The following is a 23264-nucleotide window of genomic DNA, read 5'->3' as shown; positions in this document are numbered from 1 at the left end:
GAATAAGGCGGACCTAGAGAAGGAGCAGGAAGCATAAAGGGTGATCTTAGGAAGCCAATATCAGCTCTTAAGACCACCCTTTTTAATGAAATTTAAGCTTCCTCGCGCAATTCTTCGATCAGGTTCGCCTTCTCCATTCGCCGCAGAGGGCCTTGCACGGAGATCAAACCCACGAGAAGCGCGGCACCGCCAGCGATTAGTGATGCACTCCAAGGGAACTCGAAAGGCATGCCTTGTACACCGGACAGCTGTACGTAGAGGAAATAGCTGAAGCCTGCCCCGAGCAGAATACCCCAGATACTTCCGATGACCCCGAACCAGACGCCTTCCGCCGACGCCATTCGCCGAATTTGACCCATTGTCATGCCTACGGCCTGCAGCAGGCCGATTTCACGGCGCCGGAGCAACAGATTAGTCTGCACAGTGTTAATAATATTCAGGCTGCCGATCACTCCGATGATGACCAAGAAGCTATATACGAATATTTGCATCTGCAGATTAAAGTTACGCGTTTCCTTCTGCTCCGCGGCAATGTCGATCAGGCGGCTGCCCGGAGTACTGCGCGCAATTTCCTCCAGATTCTGCTTGATTAAGTTGGAATCAGCCCCATCTTTCAGCGCTACGTCTATTCCAGTCCGCGCCGTACCGTATGAATTCAAATAATCAGTCTTCGGAATTGCCTCTAGCAGCTTAGCGAAAGTCGGCTTTGCCGCAATGATGACTAAACTATTTTCTTGATAGGCCGCGTCAAAAGGGGATTGAGTTAAGATTCCCGCTACCGTTACTTCGCGAACCTGTTTGGCTGTCGGCATCTTGGAATAGTCGGTCATCAGAGTCAATTTATCTCCGACTTTGTAGCGAGTTAAAGGCATAATCTCCTTTTTACCTGCAACGGTAAGAGGTTTAACTGTTTGTATGAGAAGTACCCCATCGGCAGCGGATAACTTCTTAGGATCCGCAGTTCCCGATATCACGTATTTCGCAGCTTCTTGAAATCTTGCCTCATCGTAAAGCATCAGCCTTGAGTAAACGACTTTATTAGATTGCCCATTCCATTTGACTTGCTCAAATTGACCATCCGTTTTCTTGGCGAAATCATTTTTGAATTGTTTGTCCGGCACTAGAGCCTGCGGATCAATACTCTGATATTTGCCATAGACGCCATAGACTCCCGGCAGCTCTCGAAGCTGCTTCATCTTATCGTCGGAGACAATATCGCTGGCTTGTTGGGGCTTACCCGTATCATCGGAGAAGAAATTACGAGTGAGTTGGAAAGCAACACGATCATCTTCGTTCGTAGTTGTCGTCAAGTTCAAGGTTTGCTGGGTAAAATAGTGAAATACGATAAACAGCATAATACTGATTACAATAGAAAAAGTCGTGATCCGGAATTTGGTGCGATTACGGCGTATATTGTTAGAAGCCATCTGTCCTTCGATTCCCAACAGGCTGAGAACAGAGGGAATTCGCAAGCGCCGATAGGATTCCCGCACGATACTGCCGGCGCCCTTCACGGCTTCGACGGGAGATACGCTTGAGGCTTTGCGGGCTGGGAGCCAAGCCGCTAAGTATACCGCTAGGAATCCAATTACGAAACTGCCCCCTATAATCCACCAATGGAAAGTTAACTGAAATTTTTCCATCATCATGATTTTCATTCCGCCCTTGGCCATGAGCGATAACACGAGCCATAAACCGGACCAGCCGATCAGCAATCCGAGAGGAACGCCAATGACGGATAAAACGGTTGCTTCGCGTAAGACCAAGTTGCGGACTTGTCGAGGGGAAGCTCCCAAAGTACGCAGCAGACCGAACTGCCTAATTCTCTCCAGTACGGCGATATGAAAGGCATTGTAGATAACGGCTACAGTAGAAAGCACGACAAGGCCGACTAATGTGCCGAATATGATGGCAAGCGCCCTGTTAAGGCCTGTATCGCGGCTTTCGCCCATGAGTGCGAGCAGGTTAGTATTGGTGAACATATCTTTGCTAAGCTTGCTGAAATCAGTCAACTGCCGGTTAATATCGACGCCGGGCTTAAACGTAAGAAATAGAGCGGTTTTCGAATCGATAATCAGGTGAGCAGGATCCATTAGCGTATAGGCTTTAGAAGAACCCTTTAGTTGGGTTATTTTCTGATTATTCATTATTCCTACGATCCGATAGGCATGGGGTTTCCCGTCCGGTCCGTTTAATTCCGCTGATCCGTTTAGCTTAGGCGTGCCCGGAAGCAGATCTAGAAGCCATTGTTCGACGATGAGTTCGTCGGCCGAAGCGGGCAACCGTCCTTCCTGAAGATGAGCCGGAAGAAGCTTAAGAGCGCCTTCATCCACGCTGCCAAGCTCGACTTTATAATTGCCTTGCAACGATGTGGACTCGCCAGGACGATAAATTCCTAATTGATCGACAAGCATGTGTTTCTTAAGCGTCTCGTACAATTCCGGGGTCGACTTACTGAAGCCTATATGGAAAGAGCCATCCTCGTATTTGGCGTTAAGGATCATATTATCCTTTAAGGCTTGCCCCATTGTTCCAAGAGCGCTTATGAGCGCAACGGAGAGGATAATGCCGACAATGGTCAGGATGGACCTTCTTCGTTGCTGCTTTAGATATCGTCCGGCCATTGCGCCATAGCTCTTCATATGCCCCTCCCGCCGCTGCTCGTATCATTGATAAGCTTGCCATCCTGCATATTCAATACACGATCGGCTTCCGCGGCGACATTCATATCATGGGAAATAACGATAACCGTCTGATGGTATTGTCGCACCGCCAGCTTCAAGAGCTCTAACACTTCCCGACCGTTCGCGCTGTCCAAGTTTCCCGTCGGCTCATCGGCTAGAACGATCGCAGGACGATAGGCTAGCGCCCGTCCGATCGCAACCCTCTGCTGTTGTCCGCCCGACAGCTCGGAGGGCAGGTGCTTTCGGCGCTCGTGCAATCCAAGCGTATGGATGAGGTCGTTAATATAAGCTTGATCCGGTTGGCGGCGATCTAACAATAACGGCAACTGAATATTTTCTTCCACGTTCAGGACGGGAATGAGGTTATACGACTGAAAAATAAACCCGATTTTCCGGCGACGGAATACCGCTCTCTGTTTCTCCATAAGCGCGTACAGATTTTCTCCGTCGATATGGACATAACCGCTGCTTGGTTTATCGAGACCGCCCAACATATGGAGCAGGGTGCTTTTCCCCGAACCGCTCGCACCGACGACCGCGACGAACTCTCCTTGTTTGATCGAGAAGGATACGTCATGAAGCGCGTTAACCTGCGTCGACCCTTTGCCATAAGATTTGCTTAAACCGTCTACATTAATTACGTTCACGTGTCATTCATCCTCCGGTTATTGGATTCGCGCAATCTCTGCTGCTACGAACCCAGTATAGCGCGGCAACCTTACAGGATAGCGGGTTAGCTGCTTACAGTTTTGTAAGCTTCGATGATGCAGGCGGGAAAGGATGATGGAGTAGCGTCAGGATAAAGGTCGTACCTCCCGAAGGGTTGCCTGCAGCGGAAACGATGCCGCCGTGTTTCTCGACAATGGATTTCACCAGCGGCAATCCCAATCCGACGCCATTGCTGTCCGAAGAGGTTCGATAAAATTTTTTGAAAATATGGGGCAAGTGCCGCGCTTCTATTCCGCGGCCTTGATCTTTGACGTGGAGCCGAGTGAATACGGGAGTGTTTTCCCAACCGACGAATACGGAGCTGCCCGGGGGGCTGTGTTCGACGGCATTCTTGAGCACATTCACGAGCGCCTCAGCCATCCAACGGGAATCGTGAGGAACAATTAGTCTCGTATCCGCTTCCTCTATGACAACTTTGATTTGTTTATTTTCCGCCAGGTGGCGAATGGAATTTACGGCTTCCCGCACGGTATTCGCAATAGGCGCTTCACTTAGGTTCATCTCCAGCGCATCGGCTTCTAGACGGGCCAGCTTAAGCAGCGTAAGCGTAAGCCATTCCATACGATCGAGCTCGCGCCTGCACGTTTCCAGAAACTCCGCCGCATGCTCGGCATCGACCTGCCCTTCCCTGAGCAAATCGACGTAGATCATTAAGGAGGCTAGGGGAGTTTTTAACTGATGGGAAATATCCGCTACGGTATCTTTAAGAAAGGCTTTATCCTCGTGCAGTTGCTCGATGGTCTCCCTTAGGCGAATCGTAAGCTCCTGAGCTCCGTTGGCTAACAAACCGAGTTCTCCTTCCTCATAACTGCGGAAAGCCATCGGCTTGTTATGCTTAACGGTGTCTTCAAGAGATACGGCCAAGCTCCGAATTTCCCCTAACTGCCGGCGTGATTCCCTAAGTAACAACAAGGCGGCAAGGGTAATGAACGCGATGACGCCAATGAGTAAAACCCACCAGGTACGGATTCGGTATTCTCCGATCACGGGCAACCAGCGCGTCTCTAGTTCTGCTGTTATGCCGTGACTCTCCATAATCTTGCGGCCTTCGGCTACGGCTTCTGGAGAAGGCTTATTGGTCTGCGCTAGTTCATTAAGCCAGCTGGCGGCCAGCTCCGGCCGCTCTGCGGACAGGTTGCCGATGATGGCCGCTTCCCTGTTGAGCCAGTCCTTCTTCAACTTTTCCGTGGAATAATGCGTATATAAACCGATGAACACGATTGCCAATACGATTAAAGCGGCTAGGATCAGGCAAAGCCGCCGTACGGAAGGGTTCTGGCGCATTCTTGCTAAACTCAGTCGCGATCCTTCTATACGTTCCATCGGTATCCGGCTCCTCTAATGGTCACGAGCGTTTGCGGATTATGCGGGTCGTCCTCAATTTTCTCCCTTAATCTCCGCACATTGACCGCTACCGTATTATCGTCCAACACCTCGGTACCGTCCGGCCATACGTGCTGAATAATCTGGTCCTTAGACAGCACCATTCGCGGATGCGTCATGAACAAGGAGAGCAGTCTGAATTCAGTAATGCTCAGGAGAACCTCGCGGCCTTCTTTTTCTAAACGCATCTCTCCGACATGCAGGACCAAGTTGCCCGCAGTGAGCAAATTTTTGTCCTCATCGCGGCTAACGGGGGCGCGGCGTCGGAGTACGGCATGAACGCGCGACAAAAATTCCCGCAGCCGGAAAGGCTTCGTAATATAATCATCCCCTCCGAGGTCCAAACCTCGGACAATGTCGAATTCTTGGTCACTAGCCGTTAAGAAAATAATGGGGATATCTCGAAATTGTCGAATTTCAGTGCAGAAGTCGAATCCGTTGCCGTCTGGAAGTTGTACGTCCAGCAAGAGAAGATGAATGTCATGATCTTTAAGCAACATTCGGGCTTCTTGCAGACTATGAGCGCTGAATACTTGAAACCCTTCTTGCTGTAGAGTGAACTGGATACCGCGATGAAGAGCTTCGTCATCCTCGACTAATAAGATCTGAACGCCCAAGGCCTGAGTTCCTCCTTAAGAAAATAGCGGATAATCGATAATTAAGCCTAATGGATTAGTCTTTAATACCTAATTTTGTCGGAAAATAAATTGTTAAACCGCATTCTTCTCGACATGGTTCTACAAAAATATGGATAATTTTGTCCTATAATGAGATTAGTTCGATTATCCTATCGTTGTATGGCAAAGCATGACGAAATTTATTAGAAAGGAGCGGTCAGATGACTCACTTGGAGACTTCACAGCTTATACGTCGCCTCCAGTTGCTTCAACGTCGTCTATGCGAGATGGCTAACGACCTGGGCAATCTGACCGATCCCGAGATTGTGGCGGTCAGTGAGGAAGCGGATTCGCTCATTATCCAGCTTCAACGATTGCGCAAGGAAGAAGCGGAATACCGGAAGATGGACGGCTCTTATGACGATTCGGTATCGGTATTAACGGCTTCTCAATCGACGGAAGAAGTCGGTCAACAAAGCCGAGCATTCCTCGTGAAGCACTCCTGATGTCCAAGGAGACACGTGATTGAATCGGGAATCTTGCAGCAAGTCCATTAGCGTTCCTACGCAGCCTGCTTTCGGATCGGATGCACCATAGACAACGCGTTCCACACGGGATTGCAGAATGGCGCCCGCGCACATTGGACAAGGCTCCAAAGTAACGTACAAGGTGCACCCGATCAGCCGCCATGCTTGCAAGCTTTCGCTTGCTTGCCGAATGGCGATCATCTCGGCGTGAGCCGTCGGATCGCGATCCCTTTCCCGCAGGTTATAACCTGCGCCGATAACGGAGCCATCGCGAACGATAACCGCACCGATTGGAACCTCGCCTAGGGATTCGGCTAGACGTGCCTGGTGAATGGCTTCTTTCATCCACCGTTCGTCTTCCGTAATTATCATATTTTCTACTCCTTACCTACCGAACGTGTATTCGTTGTTAACATGCTGTGTATAAATCTGTGGATAACTACCCTGTTATCCACAGATTTATACACATTTTTTATTTTACAGTGGGTACAAGTCAATTTAATTGTATCAGGTTGGCAAATAAGGTCAAACCGAGTGAAAAACGGAATAGAGTATAGAGAGCAAGTAGGACAAACTTATGTGAATTGCGATGCAGTACGGAAGGAGTTGTGTGGATGGATCGAATCGGTTCTGTATTTCGCAAGCATCCGGAGCTGGAGCCTACGGGGAAGCTGAGCATATTAGGTGCGGCATGCTGTTCCGCGGAGCGAATGAACGCCTATGTGAAGAGGCGTAATCCGAAAGCGCCCGAAATTGCCGAATTGTATTTACGGCAAGGGGAGCGTTACGGGGTAAGGGGGGATGTGGCCTATTGCCAGATGGTGTATGAGACAAGGGGCTGGACGGCTGAGATTTCGGGGCCTTCCTGGGCGCCGATTACGCTGAACCAATGGTCTGAAGAAGGATCGGTTGAGCAACAAATGCAGATTTTGCATACCTTTGCTGCTAATGGAGCCATGCCGCAAGACGCGAAGATAGCACAGCGGTCAATCGCGCTGATAGAGCGGGCGGGATGGAGAGGAAGGGTTGTTTGCTGGGAGGATTTGAACGGCAAATGGTCGGTGGCAGGCAATCGTTACGGGCAAGATATCGTGGCCATGTGGCGCAATATGATCGAATGGAGAGGGGAAGGGGAGGTAACTATGGAACAGCCGAATGAAGGGGACTATTCTCGTTCAGGAATCGCGAGGGAAAGGATTAACGGGAACGTCGATTGGTCATCCATCAGCAATGAGGAGATGAACTGGCTTAAGGGGCAACAATTGCTTCCGGATCCCGTACCCCACCCGGATCGGAAAGTAACATGGGCGGAGTTGGCCGTCTTGCTTCACCGATGGGAAAACCGACCACCAACTGCTACAATAGAGGCAAATAAAGTTTCTTCGTAGAAAGAAGGACGAGGTATGGCTTCCCAACCCAAAACCGCGCTAGTCGCAGGCTCAACAGGACTCGTAGGCTCTTGCTTGCTTAATCGATTGTTAGCAGACCCCAGATACGAGAAGGTTATCGCCCTAGCCCGGAAACCTCTTGCCATTATCCATCCTAAACTAGACGTGTTGGCGGTTACCCTTGATTCGTTGCCTCAAATGGCTCCGACACTGAAAGCTGACGATTGGTTCTGCGCTTTAGGAACGACGATTAAGCTGGCGGGGACACAGGAAGCGTTCCGTCGGGTCGATTATGATTACCCGCTGGCGCTCGGTCGGCAAGCCGCAGCCTCGGGAGCCAAGCAATTTTTAATCGTTTCAGCGATAGGAGCGTCTCCTGCCTCCTCGATTTTCTACAGCCGGGTTAAGGGAGAAGCCGAACGGGATCTAAGCAGTTTATCCCTGCCCAAGCTCAATCTCTTCCGACCCTCGCTGCTATTGGGTGATAGAGCCGAACACCGGAGCGGAGAGCGGCTATGGGGCATACTCATGAAAGGGCTCAATCCCTTATTGGTAGGTTCTCTAGGCAAGTATAAGTCGATCCGGGGTGATGCGGTTGCGGCAGCTATGATTCAAGCGGCCAACGCTCCGAGTGAGCTTGGGGTACATGTCTATGAGGGTAAGCGATTAGCTGACTTAGGCAACGTGTAGTAGAGATATATTCACAATCAAAAAGGAACGTCCGAGAGCATTGAGCGCTCTTGACGTTCCTTTTGTGTAGGGACAAATGATTATTGTTTATTGCCTTCATCAGCCATGGCAGTCAATGTAATCTGATTGGCGCCATCGGTGGCGGGTTCGACGTACTTGCGAAGAATCGAGACCTCGACCCGACGGTTTTTGGCGCGGCCCGCATCCGTGAGATTGCTCTCTAAAGGCCGATATTCGCCATAGGCGGTCGAACTGAAGAGCTTCGGATCTAAATTTCCGTATTTCAGCAATATCTTCATGAAGTTAACGGCACGTTTGGAGCTAAGCTCCCAATTGGACGGGAACTCCGCCGTATTGATCGGTTGGTTGTCGGTATGGCCGGTGACCAGAATTTCATAACCCGGATATTGATGCAGCATCTGGCCGATCGCCGTTGCAAGCTTCTGCGATTCTTGCTTGATATTGGCGCTCCCCGAAGGGAACAAGGCGTTGTCCCGGATCGTGATGAGAAGCTCGGACTGGTTGAGGTTCGTCTCGAGCTGAGTGGACAGCCCGCTTTTCTGAATATATTTGTCGAGTTGCTGTTGAAGCTCCTCGAGGTTTTGCTGTTCTTCTAGTTCAAGCGTTTTTCGGGATTTCTTGCCATCGTCTTTACGGTCGAGGTCTTCGGCTGTACGACGTTTCAACTGGTTATCTTCTGTAAGCGCGCCCTTATCCAGAATGCCGATACCTGAGCTAAAGGCGGTCTTGAATGCGCGGCTCATCTCTTCAAGCTTAGATGTATTCACTGAGCTTGCGGCGAATAGAACGATAAACAAAGCCAACAACAACGTCATCAGATCGGAATAGGGCAGGAGCCAGGATTCATCCGGATGCTCCTCATGAGGTTCATGCCGTTTTCTGCTCACGCTGCGGATCCTCCTTCTCAGCGAACGCCAACCGCTCCGTCGGGGTGAGGAACACTAGAAGTTTCTGTTGAATGGCGATTGTGGATACGCCCGATTGGATCGAGAGCAAGCCTTCGACCATCATAAGTTTGAGATCGATCTCGCGCTTCGAAAGGCGTTTTAATTTGTTAGCAATGGGATGCCACATCACGTATCCGGTAAATATCCCGAGCAATGTCGCGATAAACGCGGCAGCTACGGCATGGGCGAGCTTCTCCATCTCGGCAAGGTTACCAAGAGCTGCAATTAGACCGATAACGGCTCCGAGTACGCCGAGCGTCGGCGCATACATACCTGCTTGGGAGAAGATCTGCGCTCCGCCCCGATGGCGTTCTTCCGTTGCCGATATATCCTCTAATAGGACATCCCGCACGAAATCCTGATCATTGCCGTCGATGATCATGCGCATGCCGGATTTAAGAAAGGAATCCTCGATCTCGTCTACGCGGGCTTCAAGGGCTAATAAGCCTTCGCGGCGCGTGATCGTTGCCCATTCCATGAACATCCCAATGAGTTGTTGGCGCGGCAGCAGCTTGGGCTCCGCGAATATGAGCTTGAACAGCTTGGGTACTTTGCTGAGATCCGACATCGGGAACGCCACGAAGACAGATGCGCAAGTTCCGACGATAATAATGACGTAAGCGGCCGGGTTGGTAATCAAGCTGGCAAGCGGAGCGCCCTTCAGAACCATACCAAATATTAGTGCGATAAAACCTAAAGCTAACCCGATAATTGTTGAATTTTTCATCGTACACCCCGGCATATGGAAGAATGATATGTACGCGAAGGGAGTTTACTCTCACAACCGACACGATAATAGGTTTATCGACAAATCCTCCCCAAAGCTTTAGAGGAGAACGGCTCTTTTCACAAATTCGTGCGGCTTGGCTCGGTAGACAGCCTTCTGCCAGCGTGATAAGATGTCTACACAAGTGAATACGGCGGAAAACAGGTGCTCGCGAGAGCATAATAGGGAAGTCCGGTGCAAAACCGGCGCGGTCCCGCCACTGTCCATGGGGAGCCATTCGGAAATGCCACTGCCAACGTCGGAAGACGTTCGCGGGAAGGCCCGAAGAGCATTGATCCAGGAGCCAGGAAACCTGCCTGTTTTCGACAAACACCCAAGGTACCTACGAGGAATAGGGGAGGTGTGGCGGCATTTACGCGGATAACTTAAAGCTTATGAGCTGCTTGAGCAACCGCGACAGAGCACCGGGCAGGCATAGTTCGAGTTCGAACGGCTTGTCATTCGCGCGCGAGGCGCGAAGGGTTCTGGCCATCACGCGAACATCTTCCATATGGGGGATGTTTTTTTGTTTGCCTTCACTCGGCATGGGAAGAGTTTACCTCGCCGCGAGGCGGGGACATTCGAGGAGGAGCGTGGATTTATGAACGGGGAAGCATTATCGAGTGTGCGTGGGAAGTTGAAGGTGTGGCTGCGCAGCGGCTTGGCGCTAGCATTGGCGTTGCAATTGGTGTTAGGCGCATGGGCGGGAGTCGTGCAAGCGGCGGATTCCGCGGGTTCAACCGCTGCGGATAACGGAAAGTCTGAGGCTGCAGCTCCGACAAGGGAGCAAGTAGGCAAAGCGGTGACAGACCTGCAGGCGATACTGGGAAAAGCGGATCCGGTAAGCGATTGGGTTGCTTTCGGATTGGCCCGATCGGGAATTTCGGCAGCCGGCCGTTATTTGCCTCAGGCAAACAAGAGCGCGGATGACGGCAGCCTTCGTCTCGTGACGGATTTTGCCCGCGTGGCGCTCGCGGTTAACGCGAACGGCGGCGATGCTCGCAAAGTCGGCACGGGCGGTAAAGTCGATTTGCTTAGCAAAATCGTTAATTTCGAGAAAATAGCGGCACAAGGTGCTAACGCGCCCGCTTATGCGTTGATTGCTCTTGATGCGGCGGGTTACGTGCCGGGAACGACGGACCGCTGGACACGGGATGATCTGGTCAAGTGGTTAGTGGATCATCGCAATACCGACGGCGGTTGGTCGTTGGCAGCGGGCAAAAGCGATGTGGACATTACAGCGATCGTGCTGACGGCGCTTGCTCCTTATAAAGATCGCAAAGAAGTTACCGGTATTATAGATGAAGCATTAGTATGGCTCTCCGGCGTTCAATTGGAAACGGCGGGTTTCGGCAAGCCAACCGAGTCTAGCGAAAGCTCCGTACAGGTGCTGATCGCGCTCACTTCTCTGGGCTTAGATCCAATAAAGGATTCCAGATTCGTTAAGAACGGGAAGTCAACCCTTGCAAGATTGCTTGAATATCGTCAATCGGACGGTCAATTCTCTCATCTGGCATCGGGCAAAGCCGACGGAATAGCGACGTTCTACGCGCTGCTCGGCTTAACGGCTGTCGAGCGCTGGATGGATGGGCTTCCAGGCTTGTACTCGGGCGTTGCGACAGCTTCCAAAACGAGTGTAACCGTAAATGGACTGTCCGGCGTTATCACGACAGGTTCGGCAACGGGTAAAACCGCGCTGGAAGCGTTGATCAATGTGCTCAATAGCGCCAATATCGCTTACGGAGTAGATCGTCATCCTCAATTCGGAGCTCTGCTCAAATCGATCGCGGGCGTGGACAACGGCAAGTTCGGCGGCTACGATGGCTGGCAATATGCGGTCAAACGAGATGGAGCTTGGGTTACGATTACGGAGGGCATGGGTTCCTTCGTCCTTAAAGCCGGCGATGAACTGACCGTTTACTACGGAGGCGGCGATACGACGCTTGTTCATTCCGTGAAAATAGAGCCTTCCGCTCCCCGGGAAGGACAGCCGGTTACGGTGACGGTGGAGAAGGAGTCGTTTGATTGGGATTCCGGCAAAGCAGTCGTCAGCGCTGCAGAGGGCGCATCTGTTACAGTTGACGGCCAAGTTGCCAAGACGGATAAAGACGGCAAAGCGCAGCTGAAATCGCTGAAAGTCGGAGCTTACGTGTTGTCCGTAGACGGCTATCGCACCGATGCGGCTCCTGCTTATGTAGCTTGGAAGACAAAGCTGGATGTGGCTTCTTATTCGAAAAAGGTAACCGTTCGCGTAGAAGGCGATGCCGGAGTTGTAGCTTCAGGCAGTGCTCAAGGCGGAACGGCTTTGGAAGCACTCGAGCAGCTGCTGAAAGCTAGCGAAGTGAAGAATGAGATCAAAGATTCCGCGTATGGTAAATATATCGGTTCGATCGCTGGAATTGCCGCGGGCAAATACGGCGGGTATGACGGCTGGATGTTCGCGGTCGTGCGCGGCGGCGCATGGATCATCCCGGCGGAAGGGGTAGGCACATTCTTATTGGAGGACGGGGACGAGGTTGTCGTTTACTATAGCGGCGATGCGACTAAATTAGCCGATCCGATCTCGGTATCTCCCGCTCAGCCAAAGCCTGGCCAGGACGTCACCGTTACTGTGACAAACCGCTTATGGGACTGGAAAAACAATCAATTCGAAGCAGCTAAGCCTGTTGCGGGCGTTAAAGTAAGTATGGGCGAAGTCGAGGCTGTCACGAACGATAAAGGGCAAGCAACGTTAAAAGGCTCGCCAGAGGGACTCTATCAGCTGCAAGTGACGGGTTACGTGAAAGATGGAGCACCCGCACTCGTGCGTTCGGTTTCTACCTTGCAGATCGCGGGCAGTTACAGCGATCAAAGCGCGATATCCGCATGGGCGTTAGACTCGGTTACGACTTCAAGAGCTGCTACGATCTTGAGAGGATCGGGTGACGGATTAAGCGTATTTAAGCCGAAGCAAGGTGTAAGCCGTGCGGAGTTCGTCTCCGCGTTGGCGCGAGCGCTGGGGTTAAAGGGCAGTGCAAGCTCGGCATTCGCGGATATTCCAAGCAACGCGTGGTATGCGAAAGACGTAGGCGCGGCAGTATCGGCAGGTCTTGTCGGCGGAGTATCCGCGGGCAAGTTCGCGCCGGATGCGGCTTTAACGAGAGAGCAAGCGGCGATTCTGCTCACTCGCGCGCTGAAGCTTAAAGCGACGGCAACAACCGTTGTGGCGGATGCCAAACAGGTTAGCCCGAGCGCGGCGGCTTCGGTGCAAGCGGTGCTTCAGCAAGGTTGGATGACAGCTTACGAAAGCAAATTTGCGCCGAAAGCTTCTCTTTCCCGCGAACAAGCAGCCGTCATAGCGGTAAGGGTATTCGCAGCAAGTAAATAAGTCGGCTAAGAATGTCGTAATCAAGCAAAGGAAAGGAGGAAGCGGCAATGAGGAAAATAGGGGCTATAGGGTTTATAGCGGTATTATTGTTCGTGTTGATGGGATGCTCAGGAGAGAAAACAAGTCCTTCTGAGGCTACGCAATCGAAATCGTCCATAGAGACGAACGGCGGCAATACAGCGGCTCAAACGCCAGACGTTGAGCAAACGAAAACTTCTTCAGCCGTCGCTTCTCCTTCTCCCGAGCAATCGAAACCCGCGGCGAAGGAACCGGGAGCTGAGGAAACAAAGGAAACTTCCCAAGCCCCGTCCCCTTCAACGTCTCCGAAGGCTACACCAAAGCAACCGGATATCGCAACTCCTGCTGTTGACAGCATTACTCTTTCTATTGAAGGGAATGCGAAGTGGGGGACGGTTCTTGCAGCCGAGAGCGTTATTATTGCCAAAGGCGATACGGCTTCCGGAGTTCTTAAACGTACGGCCAAAGCGCACCGACTTTCCTACGATATTCGGGGCAGTGGAGCGTTGACCTATGTATCAGGCATCGACGGGCTTTACGAGTTCGACGACGGGCCGACAAGCGGTTGGAAATATCGCGTGAACAATATCGTACCCGACATCGGTGCAGGTGCTTATAAGCTTAAACCCGGAGACAAATTGGAGTGGTTCTATACTTCAGAGGACGATGCGGCCAAAGAAGATAAGGAGCCGGCGTCATGAAGGATGGTTTTGGTTTCCGTTCGCTTCATCCGATTGTTATATTGACTTATTATGCCGGAGGGATAACCTTCGGCATGTTGTTGTTTCATCCCCTTGTTCTATTGGCGGGATGGGGAGTTGCCGTTATCGTAAATCTCCATTTGGACGAAGGCCGGGAATGGCGGAAGTGGAGCTTGCCTATGCTAACCGGCGTCGTACTTATCGTTCTGATGAATCCGATATTGTCCCACAGAGGGCGGACGGTATTGTATTATTTAGGAGATATCCCGATTACGTTGGAATCCGTTATATACGGTGTGACGTTGGCGATATCGATGCTCAATTTGCTGACGTTTTTCGTCACTTATCGCTTGGTAATGACGGAACAGAAGTTTCTCTTTCTGTTTACCCGCATATCTCCTAAGGCTGCGCTGATCACGATGATGGCAATGGGGTTGGTACCGAGACTGCGCCGCCGGATGCAAGAGCTGATTCTTATTCAGCGGACTCGCGGCGTGACGGTAACCGAAGGCTCGCTCGCGCACAGAGCGCGAAGCGGGGCACGCCTAGTCGGAACGCTTCTGTCTTGGACGCTGGAGGATGCGCTGCAGACCGCCGATTCGATGCAAGCGCGGGGATATGGAACGGGAGCGCGCAGCTCGTATTTAGGCTTTCGGTTTCGCATGCGAGATGGATTAACGCTTGCCGGGTTTGCAGGTTTTGCTGCGTTACTGCTCGGAGCTTGGTGGAGCGGACATGGCTTTATGGTCATTTATCCGCGTCTAGGCTCTTTCGCGCTATCTCCGGGAGATGGCTTGGCTCTGATTGCGTATATTCTATATTTAATAGTGCCGCTCGCCTGGGAATGGAGGGATCGCAGGGCATGGCTCATTATGAACTACAGAAGGTAACCTTTACGTATCCGGAAGAGACATTGCCTGCGCTCTCCGAGCTGTCCCTGTCGGTGCCGTCCGGGGAGTTCGTCGTGTTATGCGGCCCTTCCGGAAGCGGAAAATCCACCCTTCTTCGGCTGCTTAAGCGGGAGGTGTCTCCGGGAGGCAGGATGAGCGGAGTTATTATGCTTGATCAGTTGCCGATACAAGATTGGCCTGCTCGGGAGCTTGCCGGGTTAGTCGGACTCGTTATGCAAAATCCCGACAATCAGCTAGTGGTGGATACGGTAGAGCATGAGCTGGCGTTCGGGTTGGAGAACTTCGGGCTCGGACGGGAGGCTATGCGCCGCCGGATGGCGGAGATGGCCGGATTTTTCGGATTGGAGCCGCTGCTTGACCGCAAGACGGATGAGCTGTCCGGCGGTCAGAAGCAAACCGTTAACTTGGCTGCGGTGCTCATGCTGCAGCCGCGGGTGCTGCTGCTCGATGAACCGTTAGCGCAGCTTGATCCGCTGGCTGCCCGAGAATTGCTTGGTATGATTAAACGGTTGAACGAAGAGTGGGGCATTACCGTCATCATGAGCGAGCATCGAATCGATGACTTGCTCCCGCTTGCGGATCGCGTTGTTCGCATGGAATTAGGAAGGATTGCATTTAACGGCAATGCGCGGGACTACGTCCTGGAAGCTTGGGATCACGAAGGCGAGGATTGGGTCAGCTCGCTTCCTTCCGTTACCCGCTGGGCTTTAGAGCAGTTACCGCCTTCGTCCCAACTCCATTCGGATGAACCGCCGCTCACTGTGAAAGAGACTAGGAACTGGCTGAGCCGGGCCGATATGGAACCTAAGTTAGCATCTGAAACCCTGGATCATAAGACTAGGAATGCAACCGTTTCACAACAATACCGTCACTCAACAACCCCGTCTCCAGCAAGCGATCCTACTCCCGCGTCGACTAAACCGTTGCTGGCGGCGGACGGATTATTTTACGCGTATGACAAACATTCGCCAGCCGTGCTTAAGGGATTGGAGTGGCAAATCCGACACGGGGATTGGGCGGTTCTGTTCGGGGGCAACGGAAGCGGGAAATCCACTTTACTGCAGCTGCTTGCCGGACTTCGCCTGCCGCAGAGGGGGGCCGTCCATTGGGAAGGAACTCCGTTCGCGCGAATGAGCTCGAAGGAACGATTTTCCGCGATCGGTTATTTGGCCCAGAATCCGCTTCTTCACTATGCGTACGATAGTTTGTCGGAGGATTTGCTCCAAGCCGCTAATCGAGCAGAAGCCGAGGATCCTAAGCAGGAAGTCGAGCAGATGGCCGAACGATTCGGATTAACACACCTCTTGTCCAGGCATCCGCACGACATGAGCGGCGGTGAACAGCAGCTTGGCGCGCTTGCAATAACGCTGCTGGGCAAACCTCGACTGCTGTTGCTTGATGAGCCGACCAAAGGGCTTGATCCTTTGGCTAAACTTAAGCTGGGAGAGCATCTTGAGAATATCCATGCGCAAGGAACTACTCTTATCATCGCTACGCACGACATAGAGCTTGCCGCGGCTTACGCTAATCGTTGTTCGCTGCTCTTTCACGGTGAAATCGTCGCGGATGGGGAACCGGAGCAATTTTTCCAAGGCAATCTGTTCTATGCGACGGCTTTGCACCGGCTCTTCGCGCTCGGGGAGGCATCGTCATAATGAGCTCCCGGAGCATGAAAATTTTATTTTCCAAGTGGATCATTGTCCCCATCGCCATTGCATATATCGGAATGTCGTATTTGTCCCTGAAACGGGGCAACTCCCTGCTCATTGGTATTGTGCTTGTTCTTCTGTCGATCATCCCGTTCCTGCTGCGCTTCGAACGCCGCGAACGCAAAGCGCGGGAATTAATGCTTATTGCGGTTATGGCGGCCGTCGCTACCGTGAGCAGGATTCCATTCGCCACGCTGCTTCCAGGGTTTACTCCGGTTACCTTCGTCGTGATCGTCTCCGGGATCGTATTCGGAGCGGAAGCGGGCTGGATGGTCGGGGCGGCTGCCGCGCTCGTGTCTAATTTTTTCCTCGGTCAAGGACCGTGGACGCCGTGGCAGATGTTCGCTTGGGGGATGGCGGGATACACGGCCGGTTTATTCGCCCATCGCAGCGCTTGGCGCCGTCGCCGATTTCCTCTAGCGTTATTCGGAGTTGCATGGGGATTTCTATTCGGCTGGATCATGAACGTGCAGCTTGCGCTCGACCAATGGATGCAAACGCACTCGTGGGCAGCCGTCGTCGGCAAGTACGTGCTGGGGCTGCCTTTCGAAATCATTCATGCAACGGCTAATGTTTTTTTCATCTTGGTGTTTAGCCCTTCATGGATTGCCTTATTGGAAAGGTACCGGCGTAAATATGGAACACTCGAACGGTTGGAAATGATGGAGGGGGACATGAACGATGGGCAAACATCCACTGTTAAATGAAGCGGAGCTGGAAGCAGGGTTGCTTGAACTGACGGGCTGGACGATCGAAGAAGGAAAATGGCTTGTCCGCAAGCGGCTGTTCGGAACTTTCCCGGAAGCCGTCGCTTTCGTGAACAAGGTTGCGGACATCGCCGAGGAGATGAACCATCATCCTTTTATCGGGATCGACTACAGGAAAGTTACGCTTCGGCTCACGACCTGGAACTCGGGAGGATTAACGCTGCTGGACATTGACTCCGCAAAGGCTTACGATCTTCTATAATTGATATAGCGTTGGCTTCATGGAGGTGCTTTAACCAATGATTCGCCGTTTCCTAACCTATTACCGTCCTTATACCCGCTTATTTACTTTGGATTTCGGCTGCGCCGTCGTGGTTGCTTTGTTGGAGCTTGGCTTTCCTATGGGCGTTCAATGGATGATCGACACCCTCCTGCCTACGGGTAATTGGGGGCTTATTTCTTGGGTTTGCGCAGGGTTGATGGCACTGTATTTAGTCAGCATGGGATTGCAATTCGTCGTCAATTACTGGGGCCATAAGCTCGGCATTAACATTGAAACCGACATGCGCAAGCAGCTTTTCCAACATATACAGAAGCTGTCCTTCCGTTTCTTCGATAATACGAAAACCGGACAGATTATGAGCCGGATGACGAACGACTTGTTCGATCTTGGCGAGATGGCTCACCACGGTCCCGAGGATTTGTTCATCGCTCTTATGACGCTTGTCGGCGTGTTCGGCATCATGTTCATGGTGAACTGGGAGTTGGCGTGCATTACCTTTATCGTCGTACCGTTCTTGGCGTGGATCATCGTCTATTTCAATCAGAAGCTGAATAAGGCCGCTACTCATATGTTCGAGAGGATTGCGGACGTGAATGCGCGGGTGGAAGACAGCATTTCCGGAATCCGCGTCGTTAAATCCTTCGGAAACGAAGCTTTCGAGATGGAGCGGTTTTCGAAGAATAATCAAGGTTTTCGGCTAGCTAAGCTTCGCTCTTACTTGACGATATCCTATAGCGCATCAAGCATCTATATGCTGACGCGGTTTATTACGCTTGTCGTGCTTGTGTTCGGCGCTTGGTATGCGTACCAAGGGAAGCTTTCTTACGGGGAACTGGTCGGCTTCCTGTTGTACGTGAATATTTTCCTCAAGCCGATCGACAAAATCAATGCGCTGTTAGAGCTCTATCCTAAAGGAATGGCAGGATTCCGAAGATATTGCGAGCTGATGGATACGGAGCCGGACGTGAAGGACGCGGACGATGCGATCGAGGCTCCTCGGTTAAAGGGGAATATTGAATTCCGCAATGTTACGTTCGGTTACGAGAATCATGCGCATGTGCTTAAAGAGATTAACCTGCAGATCCGCGCCGGAGAGACGGTTGCTTTGGTTGGGCCATCGGGTGCGGGCAAGTCGACATTATGCAGCTTGATTCCGCGTTTCTACGAGATCGATGACGGCGAAGTGTCGATTGACGGGATCGATATCCGCAGGATGACTCAGCATTCGTTGCGCAACCAGATCGGCATCGTGCAGCAAGACGTGTTCTTGTTCAACGGAACGATTCGCGAAAATATTGCCTACGGACGGCTCGATGCGACGGAGGAGCAGATTTGGGAGGCAGCGCGGCAGGCGCATCTGGAAGCGATGCTTAATGCGTTGCCGGATGGGCTCGATACGTTTATCGGGGAGCGGGGACTGAAGCTGTCCGGCGGTCAGCGGCAACGCTTGTCCATCGCGCGTATTTTCCTCAAGAATCCTGCGATTCTGATTCTGGACGAGGCGACCTCGGCGCTCGATACCGAGACGGAATCGATGATTCAGCAGGCGCTCGAACAGCTGGCTCACAATCGCACAACGCTAATCATCGCGCATCGCCTCGCGACGATCCGGCACGCCGACCGCATCGTAGTCGTAACGGAAGAGGGCATCGCGGAACAAGGTAGGCATGAGGATCTGATCGCCGCAGGGGGAACATACTCTCGGCTGAATGCGGCTCAACTTGGGGTTGCTTCGACGGTATAGCACGACCATGACTTAATGTCTCCTTGATGGAAAAGAATGTAACTGCTAAACTGGGCATAAAAGCTGGAAAGGCGGTGGCGAGGCTATGTCGAAAAACCGCAAGGAAGAGGATCGCAGTCATGAGAATGATCGGGTTAAGGAGCAGACTGAACCTTATCGGGAAAGCGAATCTGAATTTCTTGGAATGGAAGAGGATCGCTACGAGATCGTGGAAGGAATTCGTTATGAGCTAAAGCCTGCGCCGACAGTGACTCACCAGCAAATCTCAGGATCGTTACATATTATGTTGTATCATACTTGTCACGCAAACGGGACGATTCTGTACTCTCCGATAGACGTATACCTGGATGCGGACAATCAGTTTCAACCCGATCTAGTTTATATCCTTCACGAGAATGCGGCGATCATTAAGGAAAAGCGGATCGAAGGCGCACCGGACCTCGTCGTGGAAATATTGTCGCCATCGACAAGCAACAACGACAAAGTTCGCAAGAAGCGTCAATTTGAACGTTATGGTGTAAAAGAATATTGGATCGTTGACCCGGTTCATCGAACGATTGATCAGTTTATCCTGAATAAGGGCAAATTTGACCTTTTTGAAACATACATCATTTTCGATCGGATGACCTCACCTTTATTCTCTTGCATTGACATCGATATGAGTCGTGTGTTTCCAGATATTAAACAATAATGAAAGAAATAAAAGCCTCCAAAACCACGGTCAGCGTGGAATTGGAGGCTTCTTATGTTGGCTAATCCAAGCGGTCAGCCAAAACGATCCGCTCATAACGAAGAAAAAAACCGTTTCTTTATAGACAACTAAAAAATATCAGATTTCGACCCAGATATACACTGCCTATAATAAAGATCAAGGAGCCAGGCACCATAACTCCGGACACATAATATGAGGGGGAATTGGATTGAAACGGTTCAAAGCTTTATGGATCACGCTGCTTATCCTCGCTTTCGGAGTTGCGGGCTGCGGGACAAGCAAGAACAACGCAACAAACAGCGCAACAGCCGATACTTCGGCAAGCGTCTCCCAGAGCGCCTCGCCATCCGAATCGCAGTCGGCCTCTCCGGCGGAAAAGGTCAAAATACGCATGGCCTACTGGAACAAAGAGAGCACCGTACAGAATCTGCTTGATCTCATCAAACAGAAGCTGCCGAACATCGAATTGGAATATCAGTTCATTGAAAATTCGCAATACGATAATATCGTGGGCACTCAGTTAGCCGCGGGCTCGGGACCGGACATTATCTCGATCGGACCTCCCGCTGCATCCCAGTATTCCAAATTGGGCTATTTGGCGGACTTGTCCACTCTGGCCGATCGCTTTAACGAAGCCGGCACAAGCGTATACTCCGTCGATGGCAAATTAGTCGCCCTTCCGGGAATCAGCTGGTTCGAAGGCATCTACTACAACAAGGAGATATTTGCGAAATACGGCTTGAAAGCGCCTACCACGTTTGAAGAAGAGCTGCAGTTGCACGAAGATCTGAAGAAAAACGGAATTAAGCCGCAAGCCATGGGCGCGAAATCCTTTGAACCGATGATGAAGTCCTCCATGGGCTTGATTATGAACGAGTTTCTCTCCCTCCCGGAAAATAAAGATTTCGACGTTAAGTATGGCAAAGGAGAAATTACGCTCGAAGGAAATTGGAATGCAGGGTTGGAGAAATGGAGCGAATTGATCAAACGAGGCTATCTCACGAAGGATATGCTCGGTATTGACTACGATCAGGCTCTGGATGAGTTTGCTACAGGCAAAGCGGCTATGTGGGAGTCCGGCCCATGGGCTTTGGATACCATCAAGCAGAAAAATCCGAACATCCAATTGGACATGTTTCCTTTCTATGGTTCTAAACCCGGTCCAGGCTGGTTAATCGGCGGCCCCGGCGTAGGCTTCTCGGCGAATGCCAACTCGAAGCATCTGGATGCCGTAATGCAGGTAATGGATCTGATCGCTACTACTGACGGACAGAAGGCATTCTGGGAGAATAATCAGGGCGGAAGCAGCTACTTGAAAGGTGCGGACTTCGAAATGCCGGCCGAATTCGACGGAGTTAAAGAAACGTTCAAAGCGGGCAATGTGTATGCGCCTTGGAACAATTGGGGCGGCAACGTCTCGGGCGTTATCCAGGATTACGGCAAGAGTTTGCAGGAATTGCTTGGCGGTAAGAGCGATGTATCTTCCGTGCTGAAAGCTACGGACAAACAAACGGCAAGGATAATTAAATTGAATCCATAAACGCAATCATTTTGCGGCAGCCGCGATCATTTCCGCGACTGCCGCAAAATGTATCGAAAGGTTGGTCGATTGAGTGAACCGGACCAAAAGGGAAATCAATTACGGGATGTTCATTTTGCCGGCCCTGCTCTTCTATGTTTTGTTCTGCGTGTATCCTTTTGTGACGATGTTTTACTATAGCGTTACGGATTATTCCGTATCGAAGCAAACGAATCTGGATTATGTCGGTTTGCGCAATTATATAGAGATTTGGGATAACGATCTGCTCCTATACGGAATCAAAAATTCCATCGTCTACGCGCTTCTGATGACGGTTTTTCAAACCGCATTCGGCATCCTCCTGGCAGTAGCGCTGGATAAGAAATTAAAGACAAGGAATATTCTGCGGTCCGTTTTTTTTCTGCCGGCCGTATTCAGCCCCCTAGTTATCGGATTTTTATGGAATTACTTAATGTCGACTTCGGATTTCGGACTGATCAACCAAGGATTAACCTCAATCGGTCTGTCCAAGATCAACTTTCTGGGTGACTCCGACCTAGCTCTCTACTCCGTCGTCTTTACGCAATTGTGGCAATGGACCGGGTGGGCGATGGTCATATTCCTGGCGAATCTGCAGAGCATCTCTAAGGATTACTACGAAGCCGCAGAAATCGATGGAGCGACTGCTTCGCATCAGTTCTGGAAAATCACGTTGCCTTTGCTGCAACCTTCGGTCAGCGTAGTTGCCATAACCGCCATGATCGGCGGCCTGAAGGTGTTCGATATTATTATGTCACTGACGAACGGCGGTCCCGGCAACGCAACCGAGACCATCATGACAGCCTTTATCAAGACTTCGTTTAGCGAAGGGTTCTACGGGTACGGAGCAGCGTTTGGGGTTGTGTTTTTCGTGGCGGTTCTGCTTCTCACTATGCTCCTCATGCAATTTTTAAGGAAGTGGGGGGAGAAAATCGCATGAATAAAGCGATACGGATAACCAAAAGCAGAGAGGGATGGATACTGGAGGCGGCCTTGATTTTGCTGGCCATTCTGTTTGTTATCCCTATCTATTACTTGATCGTCACTACCTTTAAATCGCCCGACGAGGCGACCTTCCATCCGTTGGCGCTTCCATTCCATTTTACCTTAAGTAATTATTACGAAGCCTGGAATGCCATGAATTATCCGAAAGTGCTTATGAACACATCGATCATAACCGTATGTTCGGTAGCAGGCATTATTCTGTTCTCATCGATGGCGGCCTATAGCTTGGCAAGAAGGGACCATGCGGTCAACCGCGCCATTTTTTACTTTTTCCTCGCGGGCATGATGGTACCGTTCCAGATGGGATTGGTGAGCCTTTTCAAATTGATCAATTCGCTGGGAATCATGGACACCTTGCTCGCCGTCATTTGCGTGAATATCGGCGGAGGAGGGATCGTCGCTCTCTTCCTGTTCAAGAGCTTCATCACCGCTTCTGTTCCGATCGAGTTGGAAGAGGCAGCGTTCATCGACGGCTGTTCCGTCCAGAAGACGTTCTGGTTCATCGCTTTTCCTCTTTTGACGCCGGTTACGGCCACAGTAGCCATTCTCTCTACCCTTAATGTTTGGAACGACTTCTTGAATCCGCTGCTATTCCTGCAGTCAAGAGAGAACAGCTTGATACTGCTTGAAGTATATCGCAATATCGGGCAATTCTCAGTCGACTGGACCAGCTTGTTTCCGATGCTGCTGCTTGGCGTAGCACCGCTTATGTTCTTCTATCTCATTATGCAGCGATATGTTATTAAAGGTGTTGCGGCCGGCGCATTGAAGGGTTGAGTTTCAATAGAGTCAAGGAC

22 protein-coding genes and 1 riboswitch are annotated in these 23264 nt (G+C 51.3%); of the genes, 14 read left to right on the top strand and 8 right to left on the bottom strand.

From position 1 onward, the window contains the following. Nucleotides 1-92: 92 nt before the first annotated feature. The 4 genes from K7P76_RS12690 to K7P76_RS12675 form a co-directional block, all read right to left on the bottom strand. Nucleotides 93-2642 (bottom strand): ABC transporter permease, encoded by a 2550-nt coding sequence (locus K7P76_RS12690; RefSeq protein WP_232185658.1) that lies wholly within the window; start codon nt 2640-2642, stop codon nt 93-95. Next, nucleotides 2639-3331, bottom strand: coding sequence for an ABC transporter ATP-binding protein (locus tag K7P76_RS12685; protein ID WP_232185657.1), 693 nt, complete (start codon nt 3329-3331; stop codon nt 2639-2641). The genes K7P76_RS12690 and K7P76_RS12685 overlap by 4 nt, the downstream gene beginning before the upstream one ends. Nucleotides 3332-3425: 94 nt before the next feature. Then, nucleotides 3426-4736: a sensor histidine kinase gene (locus K7P76_RS12680; protein WP_232185656.1), complete on the bottom strand. Its 1311-nt coding sequence runs from the start codon at nt 4734-4736 to the stop codon at nt 3426-3428. Further along, nucleotides 4724-5413 carry a response regulator transcription factor gene (locus tag K7P76_RS12675; RefSeq protein ID WP_232185655.1) on the bottom strand — a complete coding sequence of 230 codons (690 nt, stop codon included), beginning with the start codon at nt 5411-5413 and terminating at the stop codon, nt 4724-4726. Before K7P76_RS12675 ends, K7P76_RS12680 begins: the two co-directional genes overlap by 13 nt. Nucleotides 5414-5634: 221 nt before the next feature. Between K7P76_RS12675 and K7P76_RS12670 the strand changes: the two genes are divergently transcribed. Continuing rightward, a complete protein-coding gene (locus tag K7P76_RS12670; protein WP_232185654.1) occupies nt 5635-5919 on the top strand; it encodes a Spo0E family sporulation regulatory protein-aspartic acid phosphatase in 285 nt (94 codons plus the stop codon). Here the strand turns inward: K7P76_RS12670 and tadA are convergent. Then, the gene (gene tadA, locus K7P76_RS12665; RefSeq protein WP_232185653.1) at nt 5851-6312 is read right to left on the bottom strand and encodes a tRNA adenosine(34) deaminase TadA; all 462 of its coding nucleotides are present in this window, start codon (nt 6310-6312) and stop codon (nt 5851-5853) included. The two genes, K7P76_RS12670 and tadA, sit on opposite strands and share 69 nt — an antisense overlap. 242 nt (nt 6313-6554) lie before the next feature. Here tadA and K7P76_RS12660 point away from each other — a divergent pair, with 242 nt between their 5' ends. Further along, the gene (locus K7P76_RS12660; RefSeq protein WP_232185652.1) at nt 6555-7328 is read left to right on the top strand and encodes a hypothetical protein; all 774 of its coding nucleotides are present in this window, start codon (nt 6555-6557) and stop codon (nt 7326-7328) included. Nucleotides 7329-7343: 15 nt separating this feature from the next. After that, nucleotides 7344-8018, top strand: coding sequence for a Rossmann-fold NAD(P)-binding domain-containing protein (locus K7P76_RS12655; RefSeq protein WP_232185651.1), 675 nt, complete (start codon nt 7344-7346; stop codon nt 8016-8018). Between the two features lie 80 nt (nt 8019-8098). Here the strand turns inward: K7P76_RS12655 and K7P76_RS12650 are convergent, their stop codons facing one another. The 3 genes from K7P76_RS12650 to K7P76_RS33120 all read right to left on the bottom strand — a co-directional run bounded on the left by K7P76_RS12650 (nt 8099) and on the right by K7P76_RS33120 (nt 10248). Further along, nucleotides 8099-8926, bottom strand: a complete 828-nt coding sequence (locus K7P76_RS12650) for a flagellar motor protein MotB (RefSeq protein ID WP_232185650.1) — start codon at nt 8924-8926, stop codon at nt 8099-8101. Then, a complete protein-coding gene (gene motA / locus K7P76_RS12645; RefSeq protein ID WP_232185649.1) occupies nt 8907-9713 on the bottom strand; it encodes a flagellar motor stator protein MotA in 807 nt (268 codons plus the stop codon). The genes K7P76_RS12650 and motA overlap by 20 nt, the downstream gene beginning before the upstream one ends. A 185-nt stretch (nt 9714-9898) precedes the next feature. Further along, nucleotides 9899-10087, top strand: a riboswitch (cobalamin riboswitch). Between the two features lie 38 nt (nt 10088-10125). Next, entirely contained in the window at nt 10126-10248 is a 123-nt protein-coding gene (locus tag K7P76_RS33120) for a hypothetical protein (RefSeq protein WP_255678474.1), read from the bottom strand. 105 nt (nt 10249-10353) lie between these two features. Here K7P76_RS33120 and K7P76_RS12640 point away from each other — a divergent pair, with 105 nt between their 5' ends. The 11 genes from K7P76_RS12640 (at nt 10354) to K7P76_RS12590 (ending at nt 23244) form a co-directional block, all read left to right on the top strand. After that, nucleotides 10354-13119 (top strand): S-layer homology domain-containing protein, encoded by a 2766-nt coding sequence (locus K7P76_RS12640; protein ID WP_232185648.1) that lies wholly within the window; start codon nt 10354-10356, stop codon nt 13117-13119. A 47-nt stretch (nt 13120-13166) separates the two neighbouring features. Continuing rightward, nucleotides 13167-13838, top strand: coding sequence for a DUF4430 domain-containing protein (locus K7P76_RS12635; protein WP_232185647.1), 672 nt, complete (start codon nt 13167-13169; stop codon nt 13836-13838). Then, the gene (locus tag K7P76_RS12630) at nt 13835-14728 is read left to right on the top strand and encodes an energy-coupling factor transporter transmembrane component T (RefSeq protein ID WP_232185646.1); all 894 of its coding nucleotides are present in this window, start codon (nt 13835-13837) and stop codon (nt 14726-14728) included. The genes K7P76_RS12635 and K7P76_RS12630 overlap by 4 nt, the downstream gene beginning before the upstream one ends. After that, nucleotides 14701-16404 (top strand): ABC transporter ATP-binding protein, encoded by a 1704-nt coding sequence (locus K7P76_RS12625; protein WP_232185645.1) that lies wholly within the window; start codon nt 14701-14703, stop codon nt 16402-16404. Before K7P76_RS12630 ends, K7P76_RS12625 begins: the two co-directional genes overlap by 28 nt. Next, complete coding sequence (locus K7P76_RS12620; RefSeq protein WP_232185644.1) at nt 16404-17165, top strand: ECF transporter S component; 762 nt, start codon at nt 16404-16406, stop codon at nt 17163-17165. The genes K7P76_RS12625 and K7P76_RS12620 overlap by 1 nt, the downstream gene beginning before the upstream one ends. Further along, on the top strand, nt 17140-17427 hold the full coding sequence (locus K7P76_RS12615) for a 4a-hydroxytetrahydrobiopterin dehydratase (protein WP_232185643.1): 288 nt from the start codon (nt 17140-17142) through the stop codon (nt 17425-17427). The genes K7P76_RS12620 and K7P76_RS12615 overlap by 26 nt, the downstream gene beginning before the upstream one ends. A 37-nt stretch (nt 17428-17464) precedes the next feature. After that, nucleotides 17465-19192 (top strand): ABC transporter ATP-binding protein, encoded by a 1728-nt coding sequence (locus tag K7P76_RS12610; protein ID WP_232185642.1) that lies wholly within the window; start codon nt 17465-17467, stop codon nt 19190-19192. Nucleotides 19193-19277: 85 nt separating this feature from the next. Then, complete coding sequence (locus tag K7P76_RS12605; RefSeq protein WP_232185641.1) at nt 19278-19883, top strand: Uma2 family endonuclease; 606 nt, start codon at nt 19278-19280, stop codon at nt 19881-19883. A 229-nt stretch (nt 19884-20112) separates the two neighbouring features. Continuing rightward, nucleotides 20113-21444, top strand: a complete 1332-nt coding sequence (locus tag K7P76_RS12600) for an ABC transporter substrate-binding protein (RefSeq protein WP_232185640.1) — start codon at nt 20113-20115, stop codon at nt 21442-21444. 73 nt (nt 21445-21517) lie between these two features. Then, complete coding sequence (locus tag K7P76_RS12595; RefSeq protein ID WP_232185639.1) at nt 21518-22402, top strand: carbohydrate ABC transporter permease; 885 nt, start codon at nt 21518-21520, stop codon at nt 22400-22402. Next, on the top strand, nt 22399-23244 hold the full coding sequence (locus K7P76_RS12590) for a carbohydrate ABC transporter permease (protein ID WP_232185638.1): 846 nt from the start codon (nt 22399-22401) through the stop codon (nt 23242-23244). The genes K7P76_RS12595 and K7P76_RS12590 overlap by 4 nt, the downstream gene beginning before the upstream one ends. Nucleotides 23245-23264 lie beyond the last annotated feature (20 nt).

The sequence above is a fragment of the Cohnella silvisoli genome (genome assembly GCF_021190915.1).
GTDB lineage: Bacteria > Bacillota > Bacilli > Paenibacillales > Paenibacillaceae > Cohnella > Cohnella silvisoli.
This window is presented reverse-complemented; position numbering and strand designations above follow the sequence as displayed.

Excerpts from the sequence above, each read along its gene's own strand:
- K7P76_RS12690 (WP_232185658.1), bottom strand. The coding sequence starts at position 2,642 with ATGAAGAGCTATGGCGCAATGGCCGGACGATATCTAAAGCAGCAACGA.
- K7P76_RS12680 (WP_232185656.1), bottom strand. The coding sequence starts at position 4,736 with ATGGAACGTATAGAAGGATCGCGACTGAGTTTAGCAAGAATGCGCCAG.
- K7P76_RS12670 (WP_232185654.1), top strand. The coding sequence starts at position 5,635 with ATGACTCACTTGGAGACTTCACAGCTTATACGTCGCCTCCAGTTGCTT.
- tadA (WP_232185653.1), bottom strand. The coding sequence starts at position 6,312 with ATGATAATTACGGAAGACGAACGGTGGATGAAAGAAGCCATTCACCAG.
- K7P76_RS12660 (WP_232185652.1), top strand. The coding sequence starts at position 6,555 with ATGGATCGAATCGGTTCTGTATTTCGCAAGCATCCGGAGCTGGAGCCT.
- K7P76_RS12655 (WP_232185651.1), top strand. The coding sequence starts at position 7,344 with ATGGCTTCCCAACCCAAAACCGCGCTAGTCGCAGGCTCAACAGGACTC.
- motA (WP_232185649.1), bottom strand. The coding sequence starts at position 9,713 with ATGAAAAATTCAACAATTATCGGGTTAGCTTTAGGTTTTATCGCACTA.
- K7P76_RS12640 (WP_232185648.1), top strand. The coding sequence starts at position 10,354 with ATGAACGGGGAAGCATTATCGAGTGTGCGTGGGAAGTTGAAGGTGTGG.
- K7P76_RS12635 (WP_232185647.1), top strand. The coding sequence starts at position 13,167 with ATGAGGAAAATAGGGGCTATAGGGTTTATAGCGGTATTATTGTTCGTG.
- K7P76_RS12630 (WP_232185646.1), top strand. The coding sequence starts at position 13,835 with ATGAAGGATGGTTTTGGTTTCCGTTCGCTTCATCCGATTGTTATATTG.
- K7P76_RS12625 (WP_232185645.1), top strand. The coding sequence starts at position 14,701 with ATGGCTCATTATGAACTACAGAAGGTAACCTTTACGTATCCGGAAGAG.
- K7P76_RS12620 (WP_232185644.1), top strand. The coding sequence starts at position 16,404 with ATGAGCTCCCGGAGCATGAAAATTTTATTTTCCAAGTGGATCATTGTC.
- K7P76_RS12615 (WP_232185643.1), top strand. The coding sequence starts at position 17,140 with ATGGGCAAACATCCACTGTTAAATGAAGCGGAGCTGGAAGCAGGGTTG.
- K7P76_RS12610 (WP_232185642.1), top strand. The coding sequence starts at position 17,465 with ATGATTCGCCGTTTCCTAACCTATTACCGTCCTTATACCCGCTTATTT.
- K7P76_RS12605 (WP_232185641.1), top strand. The coding sequence starts at position 19,278 with ATGTCGAAAAACCGCAAGGAAGAGGATCGCAGTCATGAGAATGATCGG.
- K7P76_RS12590 (WP_232185638.1), top strand. The coding sequence starts at position 22,399 with ATGAATAAAGCGATACGGATAACCAAAAGCAGAGAGGGATGGATACTG.